The sequence below is a fragment of the Rhodococcoides sp. S146-33 genome, assembly GCF_059489205.1.
The window spans coordinates 1,407,911-1,430,513 of the sequence record NZ_JCAJWY010000001.1 but is presented as its reverse complement, the minus strand read 5'-3'; the positions used below and the strand labels follow the sequence as shown (position 1 = coordinate 1,430,513).

Genomic DNA, 22,603 nt, shown 5'->3' with positions numbered 1-22,603 from the left:
TCTCAGTCGACCGATCCGGCTACCGCCAACGCGATTGCCTGTAACACTGCTCGGTCCAGAATCGTTGCGGCAGAAGCGATCTGCACCTCCACCCGGGTGCCCGACGGTTTGATCAACGTGACGTCATCGATCGGGTCCCCGTCGAGAGTCGTCACGCTCGCACCCGGGTTGTCATCACGAAATTGCGAACCGTCCGGCAATGTCAACGCACCCCACGGCTCCTGGGCAGGTTCATAGTCCGCATCGATGACCCTGATCGACAGGGTGCCGTCGCCGACCTTCACGGCTCCGCACGCTCCGGCCGATCCGGAGGGGGAGGTCCGCATCGACCCGAGCGGTCTGTCGAGTTCCACCGGAATCTCGGCCGCTTGCCAGAAGTCGTCGAGCGAGGCGTTGAGTCGATCGACGGCCTGAGACGAGAACTGCCCTGCGCCCTCGGAATTGGTGTCACACGAAATCGGGAGCGGAGGCGTTTCACCCGGAACCGTTGTAGACCAATGCAATTCCGGCCGCAGCGCAATAACTCGCAACTCCTGGATCGACAGTGGCACGGAACCGGTGGACTCGTAGTCGGCGTTCCGGTCCGAGGACGACGCGACGACGACGGACCCATCACGTGCGTACACGCGCACGATATTGGAGTGGGAGCGATCTCCGTCGAGTTCATCCCAGGTGTCCCTGATGTCGACGACGGTTCCGTCGGGAAGAGTTTCGCGGGCATCGAGCCATCCCGCCTGACATGGCTTGGGCCCGTCGGCGATGCGGGTGACGTTGACCGTCAGCGAACCTTCGACGCCGTCGCGAGAGACAACCCCGTCAGCGGAGGTGCCGGGGTCGTATTCGGCGTCCGCGCTGGCTACGGGTTGAAAGACCAGCGGATCGCCCCCGAACCGATACGACGGACCGTCCACGATGCCGACTCGAGGGGGTAGGGCCTCGCGCACCGCGATCGACATAGCGTTCGCCTTTTTGGACGTCAGCCACGGGTAGGCGGGGTTGTCGTAATCCTCCTGGCCCGTGGTCAGCACCCCGTAGAACTGCTCTTCCTCGGGCGGCTCCACGGACTCGCACCCAGGTATGTCGACGGGGTATTCGACAGGCTCGCTGAGATAGCCCAACCCTGACTGCCCCATCGGCTGGTGAGTGAGACCTGCGGCAACGACACCAACGGCTACGACAACGCCGGCGACCACCCCATCGGTCCGGACACCACCACGCCGCAGAGAGATTCGCACGGCTGCAGCCTAATGCGGCCCAACTGGACCAGACGTCAGGTGATCGACACCAGCTGAGTGATGTCGTCGAAGGGCAATGGGCCGTCGACGACGGCTCCGACGACAGCGCTGTTGAGGATGATCGAACCACCGTGGTTGTCCAGGAATGCGGTGTCGGCAGCGTCCCGTCCGGTGGCGATACGGACCAAAGTCGATCGCGGCGCGAGGCAGGTCGCGTCCACCACTCGCCACTGGCCTTCGACGAATGCTTCGGCGACCGCGTGAAAGTCCATCGGATCGCAGCCCGGCGCGTACACCGCTACCAGGCGAGCCGGGACGTTGACCGCCCGAAGCAAAGCCACCACGAGGTGCGTGTAGTCGCGGCACACTCCAGCACCCGCGAGCAGGGTGTCCACCGCACCGTCGATGGGATCGCTGCTCCCCGGCACGTAGCTCAGCCGCGCACCGACCCAGGACGACACCTCGGACAGCAACTTCTCCGACGGCGGGTAGGAACCGAATTCGGTTGCTGCGAAGCCGAAGAACTTGTCTGCTTCGGCGTAACGGCTGGGCCGCAGGTACAGCGAAAGATCGTAATCGGAGACCGGGGCCGGCTCGGTGTTGCCGTAGATGGTTGCCGAGTACGACGCCTCGAGCTTGCCGACTCCGGCGTACAGCTTGTGGATACGAGTGCCGTGCGCGCCGCTGATCTCCTGCGCTTCGACCGGTTGACCATCGAGAGTGAACGAGAGCGCTTCCCACACTTCGGTTCCTGGATGCGGTGCGATCGCGATCTGGAATTCGAGGGTGCTGGCCTCGGTCACGTCGACATCGAGGTACGCGGAGACATCACGTTTCATCGTGCTGATCCTGCCATCTCCGAGCCGTTCGCGCAGATCATGACTCGTCGGTGAGACGTTCGCCGGTCACCAGGAATATGACCCGCTTGGCGACCTCGACCGTGTGATCGGAGTAGCGCTCGTAGAACCGGCCGAGCAGCGTGATGTCCACTGCAGCGGGCACGCCGTGCGGCCAGTCGGATGAAGATGTCAGCATGAACAGGCTGCGGTGCAGTTCGTCCATTTCCTCGTCCTGAACGCGCAAACTCGCGGCGAGTTCGGCGTCTCGGGTTTCCAGCACGCGTTGCGTCGCTTCGGCCTGCGCGACGGCGACTCGGCCCATCTGCTCGAACACGCCCTCGACCTCGGGCGGCAGCACATGCGCGGGGTGGCGGCGACGAGCCAGTTCGGCGATATGTACGGCAAGGCCGCCCATTCGCTGCAGATCGGCAACGATGTTGATGCCGGAGACGACGCGACGTAAGTCGTGTGCAACGGGTGCCTGCAGGGCCAGGAAGCCAAATGCCCCGTGCTCCCATTCGACTGCGAGTGTGTCGATCTCCTCGCGGTATTCGATGGTCTGCTCGGCGAGAACGATGTCTGCCGTCAGCAATGCCCGGGTGGCGTCTTCCATTGCTTTCTCTGCAATTCTCGACATTTCGGACAGGTCCGACGCCAGCAAGTCCAGCGCTTCCGCATAGCTGTCCCGCATTGAAAATCAACCCCTACCGCTCATAGCACCCGAACTGCGGGCGTGCAGGTGTTACCCCGCACAGCATCCTTCTACACCTGAACTCGGCTGTGGGAGTCTTCACGATATGAACGTTGTGAAGTCGGTCATGCTTTTTGCGGTGGCAGCGTTGTTCGAGATCGGCGGAGCCTGGCTGGTGTGGCAGGGAATCCGCGAGCACCGGGGATGGCTGTGGGCCGGAGCCGGGGTGCTCGCCCTCGGCGCGTACGGATTTGTCGCAACCCTGCAACCCGACGCCAACTTCGGCCGGATCCTCGCCGCATACGGCGGAGTGTTCGTCGCGGGATCGCTGCTCTGGGCGATGGTGCTCGACGGCTTTCGGCCCGACCGCTGGGACCTCACCGGCGCGACGATCGCATTGATCGGCGTCGCAGTGATCATGTACGGCCCGCGTTGATTCGCACGGGCCGTACTTCAGCAGATCAGCAGTTCGACGGTGCGGGTACTCCGTAGAAACGGTCCTTGATCCAGTTCTGCGCCTCGCCGAGGCCCAAGATGTCCGGAATCAGATGTCCTGCACCGGATCCCGGAACAATTGCCGGAACCTGCGCGGAGCTCAGCTGCACGGCGGCACCCTTGCCGCACCAGTCGCCGGCAAGACCGACGGCCTGTCCGTGGGGCACGATATCGTCGGACGTACCGGACTGGATCAGCACCGGAGCGTTCGGTGTCCGCTCACCGATCTTGTTCTTGGCCAAAATCTCCTGAGCGACGGGCAGCCTGTCCAGCACCACCGACAGCGGCTCTCCGGTCTTCGTGTACTCGTTGGTGCGGTGCAACCCGACATTCAGAATCGTCTCTCCGACACACTGATTCGCCACCAAATTCAGCATGGCCTTGCCTGCGTCGTTGATGTTGTCGTCGACGATCGGCCGCAGACCGGGGTCCGAATTGAGCAGACCGTTGAGGGTGTACCCGATCACGCCGGTGAGGATGGTGCCGTCGACCTGCTCGAGAGTCGCCTTCAGATCGGCCGGCGGTGCGCCCGCATAGGTACCGACGAGGTTCATCTCGGGTGCGTAGTCATGCGCGAGTTCCGCTGCGGCAGCGGCAGCTCCGCCACCCTGCGAGTAGCCGTACGCGGCCACCGGGCCGTCGCCGGAAATCTTGGTGCCCTGCAACTTCTGGGCCGCGCGAGCCGCGTCGAGCACAGCGTGCCCTTCCGAGGCGCGGTTGACGTACGTGTGCGCACCGGGCGTACCGAGACCTTCGTAGTCGGTGATGACGACGCCGTACCCCTGGGACAGCAGCGAATACGCGGCGAGTACCTCGTACTCGACCATGAAGCCGAGCGGCGGGGTGTAGGTGATGACGTTGTTGAGCATCTTCGACGGGGCACACTGATCGCCCTGGCCCTGAGTTCCCGGCGCGAGCACGACGAGCGGACGCGGACCCGGGCCGGTCCATTCCGCGGCAGGATCGATGTAGGTGCCGGTCACGGCATTGGGCGCGTCGTTCGAGTCGGTGCTGCGGTACATGATTCGAGTAGCGGCACCGGGCAGCGGGCCACCGATTCCGGGGACCGACAGAGCGAGATGCGAAGGCTCCGAACGGATCACGTCACCCGGCGCGCCGGCGGGCAGCGGGGTCGGTGGTATGTAGAAATCCGACTCGACGGTCGAACCCGTCGACGGTGCTGCCGACACGGTCGGTGCCGTCACCCCCATGAACACTGCCGCTACTGCGACAGCCGAACCGAACACGCGCTTGTACCGCACCTTGGAAACCCCCAACGTCGATCACTTGTCTTCAAGTGAGCGCTACCCCGTGTAGCACTTATCGTGACGCACCTTACGTGATGCGTCACACAACGCATAGAGCTACTTTGGATTGCTCACCGTCAGCGGCGACGGTGATGCATCGCGGCCTTTGCCGTGTCCACTTCGTCGTCGGTGAAGGGACGCCCGGGAAGCGCGGTTCGAGGCACCGAGTCGCCGCGTAGCCCGTCGAGCAACACGGTGAAGTACCGACGCCAATTCGCGGGATCGATATGGCTGGAGAACTCGACAGTCGAGCCGATCATGCCCAGCACCGGATAGAAATCGGTCACCGCAACATCGGACCGCAGTTGACCGGATTCCAAGGCGCGAGCGACGATTTTCGCGAAGAACGGGTCGATCCGTCGGCGCACCTCTGCGATGCCGCGGCAGCCTTCGTCCGATCCGAGAACCACATCGCCGAGGCCTCGATCAGAGGCCATCTGCTCGCACACATCGGAGAGAAAACCCACCAGCCCATCCCACGGATCGTCGGTGTCGAGGGCACGTTCGGCGCTGGCGAGCATGCCCTCCAGGCGCTGCTCGAACACGCCGTCGATCAATTCCTCTTTGCACGAGAAGCGCCGGTAGACGGTACCGACGCCCACCTTGGCGTGGGCTGCGACGTCGTCGAGGGTGATGTCTATACCGCGCGAAGCGAACAGCTCACGGGCCGCATCCACGATGCGACGTCGATTGCGTTCGGCATCGGCCCGTAGGGGCTTCGATGCCGCTGTGTCCGCTCTCACACTCATTCGATGTCCGTTTCACCCGATAAGCGGAGGACAGTCCTCCACTTAGCTGCTACCTTTGCTCTACAACCGGAGGGTACACCTCCGCATAGTCGAACCGAGGACACTATGACCACCCTTTCATCGGAGAACGTGGGCGACGCCACGTCGACCACGTCGCCGGTCGACGAGCGTGCGCATCGGAATCGTTGGCTGATTCTCGCGACGCTCGGACTGGCTCAGCTCATGGTCGTGCTCGACGCGACCATCGTGAACATTGCACTCCCCGCCGCCCAGCTCGACCTGGGCTTCGACAACGCCGACCGCTCCTGGGTCGTCACCGCCTACGCGCTCGCCTTCGGCAGCCTGTTGCTCCTCGGCGGCCGCCTGAGCGACCTCTTCGGTCGCCGCAACACGTTCCTCATCGGACTCGTCGGCTTCGCACTGATGTCCGCAGTGGGCGGCGCAGCCGTCAACTTCGGCATGCTCGTCGCAGCCCGCGCCGGTCAAGGCCTGTTCGGTGCCCTTCTCGCGCCTGCAGCTCTGTCGCTGCTGGCCACCACCTTCACCGACACGAAGGAACGCGCCAAGGCATTCGGCATCTTCGGTGCCATCGCCGGCGGCGGCGGCGCTCTCGGCCTGCTGCTCGGCGGCATGCTCACCGAGTGGGCCAACTGGCGCTGGAGCCTGTACGTCAACCTGATCTTCGCCGCGCTCGCATTCGTCGGCGGCTTCCTGTTCCTGGCCAAGCACAAGGTCGACGTCCGACCCAAGCTCGACATCCCCGGCACGATCGCCGTCTCGGCCGCGTTGTTCTCCATCGTCTACGGCTTCGCTCACGCGGAGTCCGACGGCTGGAGCAATCCCGTCACCCTGGGGTTCCTCGCCGCCGGTGTCGTACTGCTCGCGGTGTTCGTGACCATCCAGATGCGCGTCGAACACCCGTTGTTGCCGTTGCGGATCGTTCTGAATCGCACTCGTGCGGGATCGTTCCTCGCTGTATTCGTCACCGGCGCAGGCATGTTCGCGGTGTTCCTGTTCCTGACGTACTACCTGCAGAACACGCTGAAGTACACGCCCATCACCACCGGATTCGCGTTCATGCCGATGATCGCGTCGCTCATCCTCACCGCGACGCTGTCGACGGCGTTGATCCTGCCCCGCTTCGGACCCCGGATCCTGATGACGACCGGCCTGGTCGTGGCATCGATCGGAATGGGCCTGCTGACGCAGATCGACATCGACAGCAACTACGTCACCCACATCCTGCCCGGCCTGGTCATCATGGGCCTCGGACTCGGAGCCACCATGGCACCGGCCATGCAGGGAGCCATCTCAGGCGTCGACCCGGACGACTCCGGCGTCGCGTCGGCCACGGTGAACACGATGCAGCAGGTGGGCGGCTCGATCGGCACGGCGCTGCTGAGCACCGTCGCCGCCAACGCGGCAACCAGCTACGTCAGCTCCAACATGGCAACGGCAACCGATGCGGCTCTGCTGCAGGCCAATGCCGAGATCGCCAGCTACACGACCACCTTCTGGTGGGCGTCGGGCATCTTCCTACTCGGCGCGGTGCTGTCTGCCACGCTCCTGAAGAAGGGACCGTTGCCCACCGCCCCCGAAGGTGCGGTTGTCGTCGGGCATTAGTGCGCTACGCGCAGTGGTGCGGTTGAGTGCCTTCCGCGGCACCCAACCGCACCACTAGCTTTCGAGCAGTTTCTCCGTCGCGGCCAGCAATACGCAGGTCGCGACGCCGTCCATCGACTTCTCCAGCTCACCGAGCGACGGGAAGCTCGGGGCGAGGCGAATGTTCTTGTCTTCCGGATCTTTTCCGTAGGGGAAGGCCGAGCCGGCGGCCGTCAGAGCAATTCCGGCATCCTTGGCCAGCGCGATAGACCGCGCAGCCGTGCCCTCGAGCACATCAAGGCTGATGAAGTAACCGCCCTTGGGTTCGGTCCACGACGCGATCTTCGACGCACCGAGCCGATCCTCGAGGATCTGCTGCACCAGAGCGAACTTCGGGGCCAGAATCTCGCGATGCTTGGCCATGTGGGCCCGCACGCCCTCGGCGTCGCCGAAGAAACGCAGATGCCGAAGCTGGTTCAGCTTGTCCGGGCCGATGCTCTTCTTGCCGAGGTGCTTCTGGTACCAGGCGAGGTTCTCCTCGGAGCTGCCGAAGAAGCTGACGCCGGCACCGGCGAACGTGATCTTCGACGTCGACGCGAACACGAACGCACGGTTGGGGAAACCGGCCTCGGCCGCCATGCCGATGACGTCGTAGGACGGCGCGAACTCTTCGGTCAGCGGGTGTACCGCGTAAGCGTTGTCCCAGAACAGGCGGAAGTCGGGTGCTGCGGCGGGCATGGTGGCCAGCGCGCGAACGACGTCCTCCGAGTAGACGGCACCGGTGGGGTTGGCGTAGTTCGGCACCACCCACATGCCCTTGATCTGGGGATCCGACGCGACCAGGTTGGCGATCTCGTGCACGTCCGGACCGTCGGGACCCATCGGAACCGGGATCATGTCGATGCCGAAGCTCTCGGTGATCGCGAAGTGACGGTCGTAGCCGGGAGCTGGGCAGAGGAAGCGAACGTTGGGCTCGGCCGACCACGGACGAGGGGAATCCGGCAGACCGTGCAGCAGCGCCCAGACCACCAGGTCCTGCATGATCTCGAGGCTTGCGTTGTTGCCGGCAAGCAAGTTCTTCTCCGGGATTCCGAGCAGTTCACCGAAGATGGCGCGCAGTTCCGGCAGACCCGCGAGGCCACCGTAGTTGCGGCAATCGGTGCCGTTGCCGTCTTTGTAGTCCGCGCCGGGGAGTGTCAACAGCTCGGCAGCGAGATCGAGCTGCTCGGGAGAAGGCTTACCGCGAGTGAGATCGAGCTTCAGGTTCTCGGACTTGAGCTGCGTGTACTTCGCGCTCTGCCGCTCGTGCTCGGAGGCGAGCTCCTCATGGTTCATCAGACCCAACTGGGTTTGCGCTGGCATGCGGAGCGGCCTCTCGGTGACGGGGTTCCCCGGACAGTGTCAGTGTCGCTGAAAATAAAGGGGACCCCGCGCACCCGGCAGAGCCCATTGACCCTTGCTGCCTTCCGGCCCTGGGGGAGTTCACAGGATGCGCGCCGCGCGGGATCCATCAGGAAGTGTAGCCGCCTCCCGTCGGGCAACGCATCACCACCCTTCGCGCCTCCCGATTTGGGAGATGGTGGGGGTAACCGGGTAAGCTCCCCCACGGAGGATTCGCCTAGTGGCCTATGGCGCTCGCCTGGAACGCGGGTTGGGTTAACGCCCTCAGGGGTTCAAATCCCCTATCCTCCGCCAAGGAAGCCCCCGTGACATGTCACGGGGGCTTCTTGCTGTTCGGGGTGAGGCAATCCGCCTGCCGCCACCTCGTTCACGTCCGGTCCCCTGGTTCGGATCAATGGGCGTTCGAGTCCGTCTGAGTGCAACAAAGCCACATTCATTCGGTGACGGGCGGCGACCCGATCCGAATGAATGCGGCATTGTTGCAATCTGAGCGACTGAAATCCACATTGATCCCAAAGTGGTGCCCAAAGTGGCGGGCACAGTGGGGGGCGCAGCGGAGCGGGCGGCACCGAACCTAACGAGCCGACCAACCACCGTCCATGGTGTACGACGCCCCGGTGACCATGCCTGCGTTCTCCGAGGTCAACCACCCCACCAGTGAGGCGACTTCGGCAGGTTCGACGAGTCGCTTGATCGCAGCCTCGGTCAACAGCACCTTTTCGAGTACTTCGTCCTCGGGGATACCGTGCGCCTTGGCCTGGTCGACGATCTGTTTTTCCACCAGTGGCGTACGGACGTATCCCGGGTTGACGCAGTTGCTCGTCACTCCGTGGGCTGCCCCTTCGAGGGCCGTCACTTTCGACAGGCCTTCCAGTGCATGCTTCGCGGTGACGTAGGCGACCTTGAATTCCGAGGCCCGCAGTCCGTGCACCGACGACAGGTTGATGACCCGGCCGAACCGGCGGGCATACATCCCAGGCAACGCCGCACGAATCAACAGGAACGGAGCCTCGACCATCAGCGTCTGAATTCGACGGAATGCGCCGGGGTCGAAGTCGACTATCGGTGCGACGGTTTGAATGCCCGCGTTGTTGACGAGGATGTCGACGTCCAACTTCAGGTCGTCTAGCGCGGTGGTGTCGAGCAGATCCACCGACCACACCTCACCGCCGATCTCCGACGCCAATTCCTTTGCGGCGACGTCGTTCACGTCGGCGACGGTGACGCGGGCACCGCGGCCGGCGAGCTCACGCGCGCACGCGGCCCCGATGCCGGACGCTCCCCCGGTGACGAGGGCGGAGCGTCCGGTCAGGTCTGTCACTGCTTCACATTCTGATCGAGCAGGCCGGCCTTGGCCAGCTCGGCCTCGGTGGCCAGATTTTTGGCGTCGGCGATGTCGATGCTTTCGAGCGCCAATCCCTTTGTCTCCCTGGCTACGATGACGGCAACCACGGTGATGGCGCAGGCCACGGCCAGGTACACCGCGATCGGCACGGACGAGCCGTAGATGTCCAGTAGCTTGACCGCGATGATCGGGGCCAACGAGCCGGCGACGATCGAGGTGACCTGGTAGCCGAGGGACACTCCGGAGTACCGCATCCGCGTCGGGAACATCTCGGCCATGATGGCCGGCTGTGTGGCGTACATGAAGGCGTGGAACATAAGACCGATGATGATGGCCAGCAGGATGACGACGTTGTGTCCACTGTTCATCATCGGGAACGCGAAGAAGCCCCACGTTGCCGCGGTGAGCGCACCGGCAAAGTAGACCGGGCGACGACCGATGCGGTCGGCGAGCCTGCCCACCAACGGAATCGTGCAGAAGTGGATCGCGTGGGCGATCAGCATCCACCACAGGATCGTGCTGGTGTCGGTGCCCACCTCGACCTTGAGGTACGTGATGGAGAAGGTGACGACGAGGTAGTACATGACGTTCTCACCGAAGCGCAGGCCCATCGCGGTGAATACGCCACGCGGGTAACGCTTCACGACCTCGAAGACGCCGTACGACGCGGCCTTGATGACCTCGGCCTGCTTGTGTGCCTCGAGGAAGATCGGGGCGTCGGAGACCTTGGTGCGGATGTAGTAGCCGACGAAAACGATGACAGCGGAGAGCCAGAACGCGACGCGCCAGCCCCAGCTGAGGAAGGCTTCGTCGGACAGGGTGGTCGTCAGGACGAGCAGTGCGACGGTGGCGAGCAGGTTACCGGCGGGCACGCCGGCCTGCGGCCAGCTGGCCCAGAAGCCGCGAGACTTGTTCGGGCTGTGTTCTGCCACAAGGAGAACCGCGCCTCCCCATTCGCCGCCGACGGCGAAGCCCTGAATGAAGCGGAGCGTCACCAGAAGGGCCGGTGCCCAGTAGCCGATCGCCTCGAACGTCGGGAGGCAGCCCATGAGGAACGTGGCTCCGCCGACGAGGACGAGGCTGAACTGCAGCAACTTCTTTCGGCCGTACTTGTCGCCGTAGTGGCCGAAGACGATGCCGCCCAACGGCCGGGCGACGAAGCCGACGGCGTAGGTGACGAAGGCCGCGAGGATAGCGTCGAGCTCGCTGGTTCCGGCAGCGAAGAAGATCTTGCTGAACACCAACGTCGCCGCGGTTCCGTAGAGGAAGAATTCGTACCACTCGACGATGGTGCCGGCCATCGATGCGCCGACGACCTTCTTCAGGCCTGCGGGCGTGGCATCGGGATCCGGTTCGGGTCGTTCGGTCAGCGGCTGATCGACGCTCATGTTCTCTCCTGTGTTGCTCGGCACTGCATCCTCGTGTCTGTGACAGACCACACATGCAGTGGGGTTGCTCTGAGTATTGGTGCAGATGTTTCTCGGCGCAAGAGCCATGAACGCAGGTCGGATCTGCAAAACTGCACACATGACCCGCGGTGGCGCGAAGATCCCCAGTGCAGACGACCTACTGGTGCTGCTCGCCGTGAGTCGGACCGGTCGATACAGCTCCGCAGCCGACGACCTGGGCATCAACCACACGACCATTTCCCGACGCATCGCCGCACTCGAAGACACCCTCGGCGGCCGAGTCCTCACCCGCGCCGCCGGTGGCTGGGAGCTGACGCAACTGGGCCGCGGGGCCCTGTCGGCCGCCGAAGCCGTCGAGGATGCGCTGCGCACCTTGGTCTCCACGGACGCAGCCGCACTGGAAGGCGTCGTGCGCATCTCGGCCACCGACGGATTCAGCGCCTACATTGCCGCCCCCGCCGCGGCCCGAGTGCAACGCACCCACCCCCGAGTGTCGGTGGAGATTGTGGCCGTCACCAGACGGGCGTCGCAGCAGCGATCCGGGCTGGACATCGAGATCGTCGTCGGCCAACCGCAGGTGCACCGCGCGGAGGCGATCCGGCTCGGGGACTATCTGCTCGGTCTCTACGCATCAGCGGAGTATCTGAAGGAACACGGAACGCCACAGGTGCCGGCCGACCTCTCCGCACACCCGTTCATCTACTTCATCGACTCGATGCTGCACGTCGACGATCTCGATCTGGCCCCCAACTTCACCCCCACGATGCGCGAATCGGTGACCTCGACCAACGTCTTCGTCCACGTCGAAGCAACGCGGGCGTCGGCCGGAATCGGACTGCTGCCGTGTTTCATGGCCGACCGTCACCCCGACCTCCACCGAATCCTGCCCGACGCCATCGCCGTGAAACTGACCTACTGGCTCGTCACCCGCACCGAAACCCTGCGACGACCGGAAGTATCGGCGGTGGTCGACGCGATCCGCGCGGTCGTGACCGAGCAGCGCTCGGCTCTGCTGGGAGAGAGCTGACAGAAGGCCGCGTCATATTTGTGTCATGACTGAATTCCCGGCCGTAAAGGAACCGTAAGGATCGTCTTCGGGCCGATTTCAACGGCGTAAACATATCGGTGACCGGAGAGTCATAGACCCTCCGACCAGCGCTGATGATGCGTTGGACCGCACTATTTCGAAGAGGCTCGAACGTTCATGGCTGATTTGGGTTATCTCCTCGTCACGGCCGCGGGATTCGGTGCATGTGCACTGGTTCTGCGAGCGTTGGCGACCACTGCCAGTGCAAAGGCGAAGACGAAATGACGCTCGACGGAATCGTCAACGTCGTACTCGTGGTGATCGCCGCCGCGGTGGTCGTCTACCTGTTCGTCGCTCTGCTCGACCCGGAGAGGTTCTGAGAACATGACTGCAGCTCTGGCAGCATCGCTCCAGATCCTCGTGGTCGTCGTCGTTCTGGCGATCGCGTACGTACCCCTCGGTGACTACATGGCGAAAGTCTTTGCCACCGAGCATGATGTCGACACAACAGCGGAGAGCCTCGGTGCCGCAGGGAGTACAGCCACCCTGCAGCGCACCCGCGGTGGCACGACCGTATGGGCAGATCTTCGTATCGAGAAACTGATCTACCGCCTGTGCCGCATCGACCCACGCTCGCAACAGACCTGGGTTGGGTACGCGCTCTCGCTCCTCGGTTTCTCCGCTGCGAGTGTCCTCTTTCTCTATGTGCTGCAACGAGTTCAGGGTGTACTCCCACTGAACGGAGGACTGTCGGGAGTAAGCCCGTCGGTCGCGTTCAACACTGCGATCTCCTTCGTCTCGAACACCAACTGGCAGTCGTACACACCCGAGACGACGATGTCGAACTTGACGCAGCCGCTGGGCTTGGCGGTGCAGAACTTCGTTTCCGCAGCCGTCGGCATCGCGGTCGCAATCGCCGTCATCCGAGGCTTCGTCCGAGTGCGGGCCGGCGGTGAGATCGGGAACTTCTGGGTCGATCTCGTCCGCGGCGTCATCCGAATCCTTCTGCCGATGTCATTCGTCATTGCACTGATCCTGTTGACGCAAGGCGTAATTCAGTCCTTCGACACCGGATTCGCCTCGACCGGGCTCGACGGGTCGTCCGTCTCGAATGCATTGGCTCCTGTCGCGTCACAGGAAGCGATCAAGGAACTGGGCACCAACGGTGGCGGAATCCTCGGCGCGAACTCTGCGCACCCGTTCGAGAACCCGACCCCGTTGTCGAACGTCGTCGAAATAATCTCGATCCTGCTCATCCCGGTAGCACTGACCCGCACGTTCGGCACGATGGTCGGCGACCGTCGTCAAGGTCTGACCCTGCTGGCGGTCATGGCAACGCTGTTCGCATCGCTCCTCACTGTCGCTGCCGTCGCGGAGTCCGGTGCGCGAGGCGTCGCAGCCCAGGCCGCAGGTTCGATGATGGAGGGCAAGGAAGTTCGGTTCGGCATCCCCGGCTCCACTCTCTTCGCCGTCGCGACAACGGGAACATCCACCGGCGCAGTCAATTCCGCGCACGACAGCATGTCCCCACTCGGCGGCGGAGCCGTCCTGCTCAACATGCTCTTCGGCGAAATCGCCCCCGGCGGTGTCGGAACCGGTCTGTACGGACTGCTCGTGCTCGCGATCATCGCGGTGTTCGTGGGTGGACTCCTCGTCGGCCGTACGCCCGAGTACCTCGGCAAGAAGATCGGGCAGCGCCAGATCACCCTCGCCGCACTGTCGGTACTCGTGATGCCCGCGTTGGTTCTGATCGGCACCTCGATCACCGTGATCCTGTCCTCCACCAGCGGCTTCCAGGGCAACTCGGGTGACCCCGGTACGCCAGGATCGATACACGGATTCACCGAGGTCCTCTACGCCTACGCCTCCGCCTCGAACAACAACGGCAGCGCGTTCGGCGGGTTGACCGTCACCAGCGACTGGTTCCAGACCTCATTGGGTATCGCGATGCTGCTCGGACGCTTCCTGCCGATCATCTTCGTACTGGCACTGGCCGGTTCGCTCGCCACATCCAAGCGCACCGCTCCGAACCCCGGCACTCTTCCCACGACCGGACCGCTCTTCACCGGACTGGTACTCGGAACCGCCGTTCTCGTTGCGGCACTGACATTCTTCCCGGCCCTGGCTTTGGGCCCGATCGCAGAGGCACTGCAATGACCGTCACCTCATCCAGGCTCGTCGACGACGAAACCGACGTCGACGACTCCCCCACCCCGGTCCGATCCGGGTACTTCAGTCCCCGGCAGATGTGGACGTCACTGCCGTCCGCGTTCGCCAAACTCGACCCACGGCATCTGGCCCGCAACCCGGTCATGTTCGTGGTGCTGATCGGCTCCGTCGTCACCACCGTGCTCGCAATCCTCGATCCGTCGGTGTTCTCCTGGCTCGTGGCGGCGTGGCTGTGGTTCACGTTGTTGTTCGCCAACCTTGCCGAGTCGGTGGCCGAGGGCCGAGGCAAGGCCCAGGCCGCGAGCCTGCGTGCGGTCAAGCGAGACACGGTCGCGCGCCGTCGGACGCCGAGCGGGACCATCGAAGAGGTTCCCGGCACCGAATTGAAGGTCGGTGACGAGGTCGTCGTCTCCGCCGGCGAGATCATTCCGGGAGACGGCGATGTCATCGAAGGCATTGCGAGCGTTGATGAGTCGGCCATCACCGGCGAATCTGCACCGGTCGTCCGCGAATCGGGCGGTGACCGTTCCGCGGTGACCGGCGGCACCGGAGTGCTCTCCGACGAGATCGTCGTACGGATCACCGCGGCTCAGGGCCAGACTTTCGTCGACCGCATGATTGCCCTCGTCGAGGGTGCATCGCGCCAGAAGACACCGAACGAGATCGCTCTGAACATCCTGCTGGCGTCGCTGACGATCATCTTCATGCTGGCCGTTGTCGCGATCGGACCGATGGGCGCGTACGGCGGCGAGGAGCAGGACCCGATCAAACTGATCGCGCTGCTGGTATGTCTGATTCCGACGACCATCGGAGCGTTGTTGTCCGCCATCGGAATTGCCGGTATGGACCGACTGGTTCAGCGCAACGTCCTGGCGATGTCAGGCCGCGCTGTCGAGGCTGCAGGCGACATCGACACGCTCCTGATGGACAAGACCGGCACGATCACCTTCGGCAACCGTCGCGCCACCGGGCTGCATCCCGCACCCGGCACGACGGCAGGCGAACTCGCCGCAGCAGCACGGTTGTCCTCCCTCGCCGACGGCACGCCCGAAGGCCGCAGCATCGTCGATCTGTGCGGAGTCGAATACTCGTTGCCCCTGCACGCCACGGACACCGAGAAGACCGGTGAGTTCGTCGCCTTCACCGCTCAAACCCGAATGAGCGGAATCGATCTCGACGGCACTCAGGTTCGTAAGGGTGCCTCGGATTCGGTGCTGGCATGGGTCCGCAGCAACGGCGGTCCCTCGATCGCCGTGGAGATCGACGACATCTCGAACAGCATCGCCGAGATGGGCGGCACGCCACTGGTGGTCGCCACTGCACCCCAGGGCGGCCCCGCGCGCGCACTCGGTGTCATCGAACTCTCCGATGTGGTCAAACCCCACATCGCGGAACGATTCGCTCAGTTGCGGGCCATGGGCATCAGGACCGTCATGGTCACCGGCGACAATCCGCGGACGGCGAAAGCCATTGCAGCCGAGGCAGGTGTCGACGACTTCCTCGCCGAGGCCACACCCGAGGACAAGCTTGCGTTGATCCGCAAGGAGCAGGAAGGCGGCCGCCTGGTCGCGATGACGGGCGACGGCACCAACGACGCTCCCGCTCTGGCGCAGGCCGACGTGGGCGTCGCAATGAACACCGGCACGTCGGCAGCGAAAGAGGCCGGCAACATGGTGGATCTCGATTCCGATCCGACCAAGTTGATCGAGGTCGTCGAGATCGGCAAGCAGTTGTTGATCACCCGTGGCGCGTTGACGACCTTCTCTCTCGCGAACGACCTCGCGAAGTACTTCGCGATTCTGCCGGCGATGTTCAGCGTCGTCTATCCCCAACTCGGTGCCCTCAACATCATGCGTCTCGCCACTCCCGAATCGGCGATCCTGTCCGCGGTCATCTTCAACGCTCTGGTGATCATCGGACTGATTCCGCTGGCGCTCAAAGGTGTTCGTTATGTCCCGTCGAGCGCGTCGACACTGCTGCGCCGCAATCTGCTGCTCTACGGAGTGGGCGGCGTCATCACCCCGTTCATCGGGATCTGGCTCATCGACCTCGTCGTTCGTTTCATCCCAGGGATAGGCTGACATGCGTTTCGTACAAAGATTTCTCGGTCAGATCGTGGCTGGACTGTCCGTATTGCTGGCTCTGACGGTCATCGTCGGTATCGGGTATCCAGCGGCGGTATGGGCGGTGAGCCGCATCGGATCCAGCTCTGCCGAAGGGTCGCCGCTGCGTGACGGGAACGGGTGCGTCGTCGGGAGCAGTCTGATCGGCGTCGACCCGCAGGTCGAAGAGGGAACGCCGGATCCGTTCTTCCACAACCGAGTTACCGGGTCCATCTCCGACGAGGATGCCTTTGCCCCGAGCGACCCGGCCGCGTCGTTGCCGACCAACCAGGGCCCCAGTAGCGAAGCTCTGGCGGCATTCATCGAGCAACGTCGTGCAGTCATCGCCGAGCGTGAAGGCGTCGACCCGGCCGCTGTGCCGGTGGATGCGGTCACCGGATCCGGCTCGGGTATCGACCCCGATATCAGCCCCGCCTACGCGGCGATTCAGATCCAACGCGTCGCGGAGGTCAACAACATGAGCGTCGATGCAGTGACCGCTCTGGTCGCCGAACACACCGACGGCAGGCAGCTCGGTTTCCTCGGTAGCGAGACCGTGAACGTGCCGGAACTCAATGTCGCTCTCGGTCTGACGTCTCCGGGATGCGGTACGAGCTGAGCCTCGACGGTCCAGGGCAGCAGGTAGACGACATGGGAAAAAAGACCGGCAAGCGGGGGTCCGGCGGACTCGATCGCGGTGAACTGCGCATCTATCTCGGGGCCGCGCCGGGGGTCGGTAAGACGTTCGCGATGCTCGGTGAAGCGCACCGTCGGCAAGAACGTGGATGCGATGTGGTCGCGGGCGTGGTGGAAACCCACGGCCGCGCCCGCACCGCCGCATTGCTGGACGGCATCGAACTGGTTCCTCCGCGGATAGTTCACTACCGCGGATCGATCGCTCAGGAACTCGATGTCGAAGCCATCATCGAGCGCGAGCCATCGCTGGTGCTCGTGGACGAACTCGCCCACACCAACACCCCGGGTAGCGCTCACGAGAAGCGCTGGCAGGACGTCGAGGAATTGCTGGCAGCGGGAATCGATGTGGTCTCGACCCTGAATGTGCAGCATCTGGAGAGTCTCAACGATGTCGTCGAGCAGATCACCGGTGTGCCGCAACGAGAAACCGTTCCGGATTCGGTGGTGCGGGCAGCGGAACAGATAGAATTGGTCGACGTGGCTCCAGAAGCGCTGCGCCGCAGACTCTCCCACGGAAATATCTATGCAGCCGAGAAGGTCGACGCAGCGCTGAGCAACTATTTCCGTCAAGGAAATCTGACTGCCCTGCGCGAACTGTCATTGTTGTGGATCGCCGATCAGGTCGACGCTGCGTTGGCCAAATACCGGAGTACACATGACATCACCGACACGTGGGAGGCACGTGAGCGTGTTGTCGTCTCGGTGACCGGTGGTCCGGAGTCCGAGACCCTGTTGCGTCGCGCAAGCCGGATCGCCTCGCGGTCCAGCGCAGAACTGATGGTGCTGCACGTGATCCGCGGTGACGGCCTCACCGGCGTCTCGGCACCGCAGATGGGGAAAGTCCGGGTACTCGCTGCGAGTCTCGGCGCAAGTATGCACAGCGTCGTCGGTGACGACGTGCCGACCACGCTGCTCGACTTCGCACGGGGGGCCAACGCAACCCAGCTCGTCATCGGGACATCACGGCGGTCTCGCTGGGCCCGAATACTTGACGAAGGTATCGGCGCTGCGGTCATTCAGAACTCGGGCAAGATCGATGTGCACATGGTCACCCACAACCAGGTCAGCCGAGGTTTTCGGTTGACCCGGCTGATTCCGCCCAACCCGAAGCACCGACGAATTCTGTCCTGGGCAGCTTCTGTGGTCGTGCCCGTCGTCTCTGCGATGGCGATGCTGTTGGTGGATCCGTATCTCGCTCTCGGCGGCGAGAGCGCCCTGTTCTTCGTGGTGGTACTTGCCGTTGCGCTCCTGGGCGGTGTTGTGCCCGCGGCCCTGTCGGCGTTGATCGCAGGATTGTTGCTGAACTACTTCTTCACCGACCCGCGGTACAGCTTCACCATCGCCGAACCCGACAACTTCGTCACCGCGGTGGTGCTGCTCATCGTGGCGGTCGCAGTGGCATTTCTCGTCGACGCGGCCGCCCGACGCACCCGCGAAGCTCGGCGAGCGTCGCAGGAAGCCGAGCTCCTGACGTTGTTCGCCGGAACGGTGCTGCGGGGCGGCGACATTCGAACGCTGTTGGAGCGAGTCCGGGAGACGTACTCCCAGCGCGCGGTCTCGATCATCAGAGGTGCCGGTGTGATCGTCGAATCTGTCGGTGATTCCCCACCCGCCGTGCCCGATGACGCCGACACCGCGATCGACACCCCCGACGGTTCCTTCACGTTGCTGCTGTCCGGGACCAAGACCGGCGCGCACGATCGACGTGTGCTCAGCGCCGTAGCCAACCAGGCCATGGGCCTTATCAGGCAGACCGAACTCGCCCAGGAGGCCAGCGCCGCAGCAGGACTGAAGGAAGCCGACCGTCTTCGGCGTTCTTTGCTCTCTGCCGTCAGCCACGACCTACGAACACCGCTCGCGGCGGTCAAGGCTGCGGTGTCGAGTCTGCGCGCGACCGATGTCGAATTCTCTGCCGAGGACACCGCAGAGCTGTTGGCGACCATCGAAGAATCGACCGACCAGCTCACCGGTCTGGTGGGCAACCTACTCGATTCCTCGCGGTTGGCTGCGGGGGTCATCCAGCCGAGCCGGTCCATCGTGTACGTCGAGGACACTGTGGATGCAGCGCTCGTCGGAACGCACATGGGTCGCGAACTCGTCATCGTCGATGTCGACGACGTCGCTGTCTCCGCCGACGCAGGTCTGCTCGAGCGCGTGCTGGCGAATCTGATCGACAACGCGCTGCGACACGCACCCGGATCGCCCGTGCGGGTCGGGGCCGCCTACATCGGCGACCGGGCGGTAATCACCGTTGCCGACAGCGGCCCAGGAATCGCTCCCGGAAGCGAAGAGGCTGTGTTCGAGTCCTTCCAACGATCGGGCGACCGCGACAACACCACGGGCGTCGGGCTCGGACTCTCCGTTGTGCGTGGGTTCGTCGAAGCCATGGGAGGCTCGGTGGCGGTGTCCGACACTGCAGGTGGCGGGGTGACCATGACCGTCGAATTGGCCCGAGCGGAATCGACTGCCGGAGTCGACTTCTCCGAGCAGACCCATGGGTGAATCCCGTTCCGCGATCAAGGTTCTGGTCGTCGACGACGAACCGCAGATCGTGCGCGCACTGCGTATCAACCTCGCCGCCCGCGGGTACCACGTCGTCACTGCGTCCACGGGTACGGGCGCTCTACGCGCCATTGCGTCCGAGCACCCCGATGTCGTGATTCTCGACCTCGGACTGCCCGATATCGGCGGCTTGGACGTGCTCGCCGGGTTGCGAGGATGGAGCGAGATTCCGGTGATCGTGCTGTCCGCCCGCACCGACAGCGGCGATAAGATCGAAGCCCTCGACGCCGGTGCCGACGACTACATCACCAAACCGTTCGGGATGGACGAATTTCTGGCCCGGCTACGGGTCGCCGTCCGCAGACGAGCCACGAGGACGTCCTCTGCGGACCCGCTCGTGACCACCTCGTCCTTCACGATCGATCTGGCCTCCAAGACGGTGACCAGAGATGGCGAGATCGTGCATCTCACGCGCACCGAATGGGGCGTCCTCGAGATGCTGGCCCGCAATGCAGGCAAGCTGGTGGGGCAGAAGGAACTACTCAGAACGGTGTGGGGTCCCGGGCACGATCACGGTTCCAACTATCTGAGGATCTACATGTCCCAGCTTCGACGCAAGCTCGAAGTCGACCCGGGAAAGCCTCGGCATCTCATCACCGAGACGGGTATGGGGTACCGACTCGTGGAGTGAACCGATGCTCCTGGCGTATACCGTCGAGGGGCCAGACTTTCCGTCCCGAGAAGGAGCGTTCACTCGATGGCCGATATCGATTTCTATTTCGATCCGGTGTGCCCGTTCGCCTGGATGACGAGCAAGTGGGTCCGCAAGGTCCAAGCCCAGCGCGAGTACACCGTCGACTGGCGGTTCATTTCGTTGCGCCTTCTCAATTCTCACATCGACTACGACGCGTACTTTCCACCCGAGTACGAGGCCGGGCACACCGCGGGTCTACGACTGTTGCGAGCCGCTGCCTCTGTTCGTCGTGAGCATGGGTCGGACGACGTCGGGCCGCTGTATCAGGCCCTCGGAACCCACATCTTCGACACCGAGGTGGTGCCCGATGACGCGAAGAGCCACGGACATCGCGGCACCGCAGAGTTCCTGGGGCCGATCCTCGAAAAACTTGGGCTACCCACTAGTCACACTGCAGCATTGGACGATTCGTCCTTCGACGAGGAGATCCAAGCCGAAACCGATCATGCGCTGTCGCTCACCGGCAAGGACGTCGGCACCCCCATCATCGCCTTCGAGCCGCCGGACGGTGTCGCGTTCTTCGGTCCGGTGATCAGCAGGCTGCCCAGTGATGAGGAAGCAGTAGCGCTGTGGGACAACGTGATCGGACTCGCTCGATTCCCCGGATTCGCCGAGATGAAGCGCAGCCTGCGTGAACTCCCCCAGCTGAAAGCACTCGGGGTTCAGGAGGACGAGGCGGGCGTGCAACAGGATTGGCACGCCGGGAGCCGACGCCAGAAGAAGTGAGACTTCGGCCGCATCAGTCGCCCAGCACGTCGTCCATGTTGCCGACGCCCGGTGTTCCGGCGTCGAGGGCGTAACGCAGGTACACGGTGCCTTTGCCGTCGACGGCCGGTGGCTCGAGCAGCGTCAGGTTGCTGGGCACGGTGCCGTCGGCGAACACTCGCTTGCCCACTCCGAGAAGGATGGGGTGGACCCATAGATCCAGTCGATCGAAGAGCTTGTCGCGCAACAGAGTCTGAACCAGATCGAGACTTCCGACCACCTTGATGTGGTCATGCCTCTCTCGGATCTCACGCACCGCATCGACCAGGTCCGGTCCGAGTTGGGTCGAGCCGTCCCAGAGCAGATCGGGTGTGCCGCGCGAGGCCACGTATTTTGGGATCGCGTTGAACAACGTTGCGAACGAGCCTTTTTGGTTCGGCCAGTACGCGGCAAAGATGTCGTAGGTGCGTCGCCCGAGCAGGAGCGCATCTGTGCCCTCGTATGCAGCGTCGACTTGTGCCCCGGAAATCTCGTCGAGCAGCGGCGCCTGCCAGCCGCCGTAGGAAAAGTTTTCGGGATCTTCCTCGGGGCTTCCGGGTGATTGCGCGACGAGGTCGAGGGTGGCGAACAGCTCCAACGTGATGAGGCCCATGATTGCTCCTGATTCGGTAGGGCGAAAAATATTTCAGCTCAACACTTTCCGCAATGTCTCGGCAAATTCTGTCGGCTTTCCCGTCTGACCGAATTCGCCACCGAGGAAGCCCGAGTGGCCGCCGGGAAAGACGATCGGCTCCGATCCGAGGAGCGTTGCAGTCGAATACGCTGCGCGAGCCGCGATGTGACCGTCCTCGGGACCGCCGGATTCTTTCCCTACGCCGATCACCACGGTGGTGGGTGCTGCACGTAGCGCATCGACGTCCGGTGCGAAGTCGACGCCTCCCCCGCGCATGTTGGACATCAGGGCGTCGTCGCGGGTGCCGTCGTCCTCGGTCGGGAGCCCGAACTGTGCCGGGTCCGGTGCCGGGCGAGCGAAGAACGCGTCGTCGATCGGGCCTGCATGCATCAGCAGCGACATGAACTGGGCCATGGCCGGTCCCCGGCCGTGAGCGTCGTAGGTGGCCACCATGTTTGTGCACACTGTCGAAATGTTCTCGCGGTCCGGCAGAGTGCCTCCGGCGGGTGGTTCGTGGGCCACCAACGTCCGAATATCGGACGGGTACTTGCCGACGAGCACCAGCGCATTGACCGCACCCCCGCTCGAGGCGAACACGTCGACCGGACCATGGCCGACGGCGTTGAGCACGGCGTGCAGGTCGTCGGCATGTTCGCCGAAGGTGACTGCGGCAATCGCGTCGTCGCGTCGACTACGTCCGACATTTCTCGGGTCGTACGTGACGACCACGCGGTCGCGGAAGTGCGATGCCAACGTCCCGAACCCGCTGGCATCCATCGGCGAGCCGATCAGGACCACAGGGGTGACCCCTGGCTCGAGCTCGCCGATCACGTCATAGGTGAGAGTCGCACCGGGAACGGAAACTGTCTGTGTCGTCATGCTGGGGTGGACCTCGGTCCGCG

General features: G+C 63.9%; 20 protein-coding genes, 1 tRNA gene and 1 other RNA gene. 11 read left to right on the top strand and 11 right to left on the bottom strand.

What is annotated here, in order from left to right; translation table 11 throughout:
* Positions 1-2: 2 nt before the first annotated feature.
* Genes AC5WEY_RS06835 through phoU form a run of 3 tightly spaced genes read right to left on the bottom strand, consistent with a single transcriptional unit; the run spans position 3 to position 2,765 of the window.
* Positions 3-1,235, bottom strand: coding sequence for a hypothetical protein (locus tag AC5WEY_RS06835; RefSeq protein ID WP_495645211.1), 1,233 nt, complete (start codon positions 1,233-1,235; stop codon positions 3-5).
* 35 nt (positions 1,236-1,270) lie between these two features.
* Positions 1,271-2,074, bottom strand: a complete 804-nt coding sequence (locus AC5WEY_RS06830; protein ID WP_495645210.1) for a transglutaminase-like domain-containing protein — start codon at positions 2,072-2,074, stop codon at positions 1,271-1,273.
* A gap of 37 nt (positions 2,075-2,111) precedes the next feature.
* Positions 2,112-2,765 carry a phosphate signaling complex protein PhoU gene (gene phoU / locus AC5WEY_RS06825; protein ID WP_495645209.1) on the bottom strand — a complete coding sequence of 218 codons (654 nt, stop codon included), beginning with the start codon at positions 2,763-2,765 and terminating at the stop codon, positions 2,112-2,114.
* Between the two features lie 106 nt (positions 2,766-2,871).
* Here phoU and AC5WEY_RS06820 point away from each other — a divergent pair, with 106 nt between their 5' ends.
* A complete protein-coding gene (locus AC5WEY_RS06820) occupies positions 2,872-3,201 on the top strand; it encodes a YnfA family protein (RefSeq protein WP_495645208.1) in 330 nt (109 codons plus the stop codon).
* Between the two features lie 25 nt (positions 3,202-3,226).
* Here the strand turns inward: AC5WEY_RS06820 and AC5WEY_RS06815 are convergent, their stop codons facing one another.
* Together AC5WEY_RS06815 and AC5WEY_RS06810 are read right to left on the bottom strand one after the other, a co-directional pair.
* Positions 3,227-4,471: a lipase family protein gene (locus AC5WEY_RS06815; protein ID WP_495645546.1), complete on the bottom strand. Its 1,245-nt coding sequence runs from the start codon at positions 4,469-4,471 to the stop codon at positions 3,227-3,229.
* 173 nt (positions 4,472-4,644) lie between these two features.
* Positions 4,645-5,316: a TetR/AcrR family transcriptional regulator gene (locus AC5WEY_RS06810; protein WP_495645207.1), complete on the bottom strand. Its 672-nt coding sequence runs from the start codon at positions 5,314-5,316 to the stop codon at positions 4,645-4,647.
* 105 nt (positions 5,317-5,421) lie between these two features.
* Between AC5WEY_RS06810 and AC5WEY_RS06805 the strand changes: the two genes are divergently transcribed.
* Positions 5,422-6,939: a DHA2 family efflux MFS transporter permease subunit gene (locus tag AC5WEY_RS06805; protein WP_495645206.1), complete on the top strand. Its 1,518-nt coding sequence runs from the start codon at positions 5,422-5,424 to the stop codon at positions 6,937-6,939.
* Positions 6,940-6,993: 54 nt separating this feature from the next.
* Here the strand turns inward: AC5WEY_RS06805 and AC5WEY_RS06800 are convergent, their stop codons facing one another.
* The gene (locus AC5WEY_RS06800) at positions 6,994-8,280 is read right to left on the bottom strand and encodes an aspartate aminotransferase type Ic (protein WP_495645205.1); all 1,287 of its coding nucleotides are present in this window, start codon (positions 8,278-8,280) and stop codon (positions 6,994-6,996) included.
* A 55-nt stretch (positions 8,281-8,335) separates the two neighbouring features.
* Positions 8,336-8,430, bottom strand: an RNA gene (gene ffs, locus AC5WEY_RS06795) — signal recognition particle sRNA small type.
* A 95-nt stretch (positions 8,431-8,525) separates the two neighbouring features.
* On the opposite strand from ffs, the gene AC5WEY_RS06790 reads away from it, so the two are divergent.
* Positions 8,526-8,613: transfer RNA gene (locus AC5WEY_RS06790), tRNA-Ser, on the top strand.
* A gap of 280 nt (positions 8,614-8,893) precedes the next feature.
* On the opposite strand, the gene AC5WEY_RS06785 is transcribed toward AC5WEY_RS06790, so the two are convergent.
* On the bottom strand, positions 8,894-9,640 hold the full coding sequence (locus AC5WEY_RS06785; RefSeq protein ID WP_495645204.1) for a 3-hydroxybutyrate dehydrogenase: 747 nt from the start codon (positions 9,638-9,640) through the stop codon (positions 8,894-8,896).
* Positions 9,637-11,052, bottom strand: coding sequence for an MFS transporter (locus AC5WEY_RS06780; RefSeq protein ID WP_057477200.1), 1,416 nt, complete (start codon positions 11,050-11,052; stop codon positions 9,637-9,639). Before AC5WEY_RS06780 ends, AC5WEY_RS06785 begins: the two co-directional genes overlap by 4 nt.
* Before the next feature lie 139 nt (positions 11,053-11,191).
* Between AC5WEY_RS06780 and AC5WEY_RS06775 the strand changes: the two genes are divergently transcribed.
* The 8 genes from AC5WEY_RS06775 (at position 11,192) to AC5WEY_RS06740 (ending at position 21,049) form a co-directional block, all read left to right on the top strand.
* Positions 11,192-12,100 (top strand): LysR family transcriptional regulator, encoded by a 909-nt coding sequence (locus tag AC5WEY_RS06775; RefSeq protein ID WP_495645203.1) that lies wholly within the window; start codon positions 11,192-11,194, stop codon positions 12,098-12,100.
* Positions 12,101-12,381: 281 nt separating this feature from the next.
* Positions 12,382-12,480 (top strand): K(+)-transporting ATPase subunit F, encoded by a 99-nt coding sequence (gene kdpF / locus AC5WEY_RS06770; RefSeq protein WP_082520937.1) that lies wholly within the window; start codon positions 12,382-12,384, stop codon positions 12,478-12,480.
* Positions 12,481-12,484: 4 nt separating this feature from the next.
* Entirely contained in the window at positions 12,485-14,257 is a 1,773-nt protein-coding gene (kdpA, locus tag AC5WEY_RS06765) for a potassium-transporting ATPase subunit KdpA (protein WP_495645202.1), read from the top strand.
* On the top strand, positions 14,254-16,350 hold the full coding sequence (gene kdpB, locus AC5WEY_RS06760) for a potassium-transporting ATPase subunit KdpB (RefSeq protein ID WP_495645201.1): 2,097 nt from the start codon (positions 14,254-14,256) through the stop codon (positions 16,348-16,350). Before kdpA ends, kdpB begins: the two co-directional genes overlap by 4 nt.
* Before the next feature lies 1 nt (position 16,351).
* A complete protein-coding gene (locus AC5WEY_RS06755) occupies positions 16,352-16,990 on the top strand; it encodes a potassium-transporting ATPase subunit C (protein ID WP_495645200.1) in 639 nt (212 codons plus the stop codon).
* Between the two features lie 32 nt (positions 16,991-17,022).
* The gene (locus AC5WEY_RS06750) at positions 17,023-19,569 is read left to right on the top strand and encodes a sensor histidine kinase (RefSeq protein WP_495645199.1); all 2,547 of its coding nucleotides are present in this window, start codon (positions 17,023-17,025) and stop codon (positions 19,567-19,569) included.
* Entirely contained in the window at positions 19,562-20,260 is a 699-nt protein-coding gene (locus tag AC5WEY_RS06745) for a response regulator (protein ID WP_495645198.1), read from the top strand. Before AC5WEY_RS06750 ends, AC5WEY_RS06745 begins: the two co-directional genes overlap by 8 nt.
* Positions 20,261-20,326: 66 nt before the next feature.
* Positions 20,327-21,049, top strand: coding sequence for a mycothiol-dependent nitroreductase Rv2466c family protein (locus AC5WEY_RS06740; protein ID WP_495645197.1), 723 nt, complete (start codon positions 20,327-20,329; stop codon positions 21,047-21,049).
* A gap of 13 nt (positions 21,050-21,062) precedes the next feature.
* Here AC5WEY_RS06740 and AC5WEY_RS06735 read toward each other — a convergent pair whose 3' ends face one another.
* The gene (locus AC5WEY_RS06735) at positions 21,063-21,680 is read right to left on the bottom strand and encodes a dihydrofolate reductase family protein (RefSeq protein ID WP_495645196.1); all 618 of its coding nucleotides are present in this window, start codon (positions 21,678-21,680) and stop codon (positions 21,063-21,065) included.
* Positions 21,681-21,713: 33 nt separating this feature from the next.
* The gene (locus tag AC5WEY_RS06730; RefSeq protein ID WP_495645195.1) at positions 21,714-22,580 is read right to left on the bottom strand and encodes an alpha/beta hydrolase; all 867 of its coding nucleotides are present in this window, start codon (positions 22,578-22,580) and stop codon (positions 21,714-21,716) included.
* Positions 22,581-22,603: the final 23 nt, after the last annotated feature.

What these genes read in the sequence shown, in the direction of transcription:
- AC5WEY_RS06730 (WP_495645195.1), bottom strand. Translation starts at nt 22,580, where the DNA reads ATGACGACACAGACAGTTTCCGTTCCCGGTGCGACTCTCACCTATGAC.
- AC5WEY_RS06755 (WP_495645200.1), top strand. Translation starts at nt 16,352, where the DNA reads ATGCGTTTCGTACAAAGATTTCTCGGTCAGATCGTGGCTGGACTGTCC.
- kdpB (WP_495645201.1), top strand. Translation starts at nt 14,254, where the DNA reads ATGACCGTCACCTCATCCAGGCTCGTCGACGACGAAACCGACGTCGAC.
- phoU (WP_495645209.1), bottom strand. Translation starts at nt 2,765, where the DNA reads ATGCGGGACAGCTATGCGGAAGCGCTGGACTTGCTGGCGTCGGACCTG.
- AC5WEY_RS06805 (WP_495645206.1), top strand. Translation starts at nt 5,422, where the DNA reads ATGACCACCCTTTCATCGGAGAACGTGGGCGACGCCACGTCGACCACG.
- AC5WEY_RS06775 (WP_495645203.1), top strand. Translation starts at nt 11,192, where the DNA reads ATGACCCGCGGTGGCGCGAAGATCCCCAGTGCAGACGACCTACTGGTG.
- AC5WEY_RS06750 (WP_495645199.1), top strand. Translation starts at nt 17,023, where the DNA reads ATGGGAAAAAAGACCGGCAAGCGGGGGTCCGGCGGACTCGATCGCGGT.
- AC5WEY_RS06780 (WP_057477200.1), bottom strand. Translation starts at nt 11,052, where the DNA reads ATGAGCGTCGATCAGCCGCTGACCGAACGACCCGAACCGGATCCCGAT.
- kdpA (WP_495645202.1), top strand. Translation starts at nt 12,485, where the DNA reads ATGACTGCAGCTCTGGCAGCATCGCTCCAGATCCTCGTGGTCGTCGTC.
- AC5WEY_RS06735 (WP_495645196.1), bottom strand. Translation starts at nt 21,680, where the DNA reads ATGGGCCTCATCACGTTGGAGCTGTTCGCCACCCTCGACCTCGTCGCG.
- AC5WEY_RS06830 (WP_495645210.1), bottom strand. Translation starts at nt 2,074, where the DNA reads ATGAAACGTGATGTCTCCGCGTACCTCGATGTCGACGTGACCGAGGCC.
- kdpF (WP_082520937.1), top strand. Translation starts at nt 12,382, where the DNA reads ATGACGCTCGACGGAATCGTCAACGTCGTACTCGTGGTGATCGCCGCC.
- AC5WEY_RS06745 (WP_495645198.1), top strand. Translation starts at nt 19,562, where the DNA reads ATGGGTGAATCCCGTTCCGCGATCAAGGTTCTGGTCGTCGACGACGAA.
- AC5WEY_RS06800 (WP_495645205.1), bottom strand. Translation starts at nt 8,280, where the DNA reads ATGCCAGCGCAAACCCAGTTGGGTCTGATGAACCATGAGGAGCTCGCC.
- AC5WEY_RS06815 (WP_495645546.1), bottom strand. Translation starts at nt 4,471, where the DNA reads ATGGGGGTGACGGCACCGACCGTGTCGGCAGCACCGTCGACGGGTTCG.
- AC5WEY_RS06820 (WP_495645208.1), top strand. Translation starts at nt 2,872, where the DNA reads ATGAACGTTGTGAAGTCGGTCATGCTTTTTGCGGTGGCAGCGTTGTTC.
- AC5WEY_RS06740 (WP_495645197.1), top strand. Translation starts at nt 20,327, where the DNA reads ATGGCCGATATCGATTTCTATTTCGATCCGGTGTGCCCGTTCGCCTGG.
- AC5WEY_RS06810 (WP_495645207.1), bottom strand. Translation starts at nt 5,316, where the DNA reads ATGAGTGTGAGAGCGGACACAGCGGCATCGAAGCCCCTACGGGCCGAT.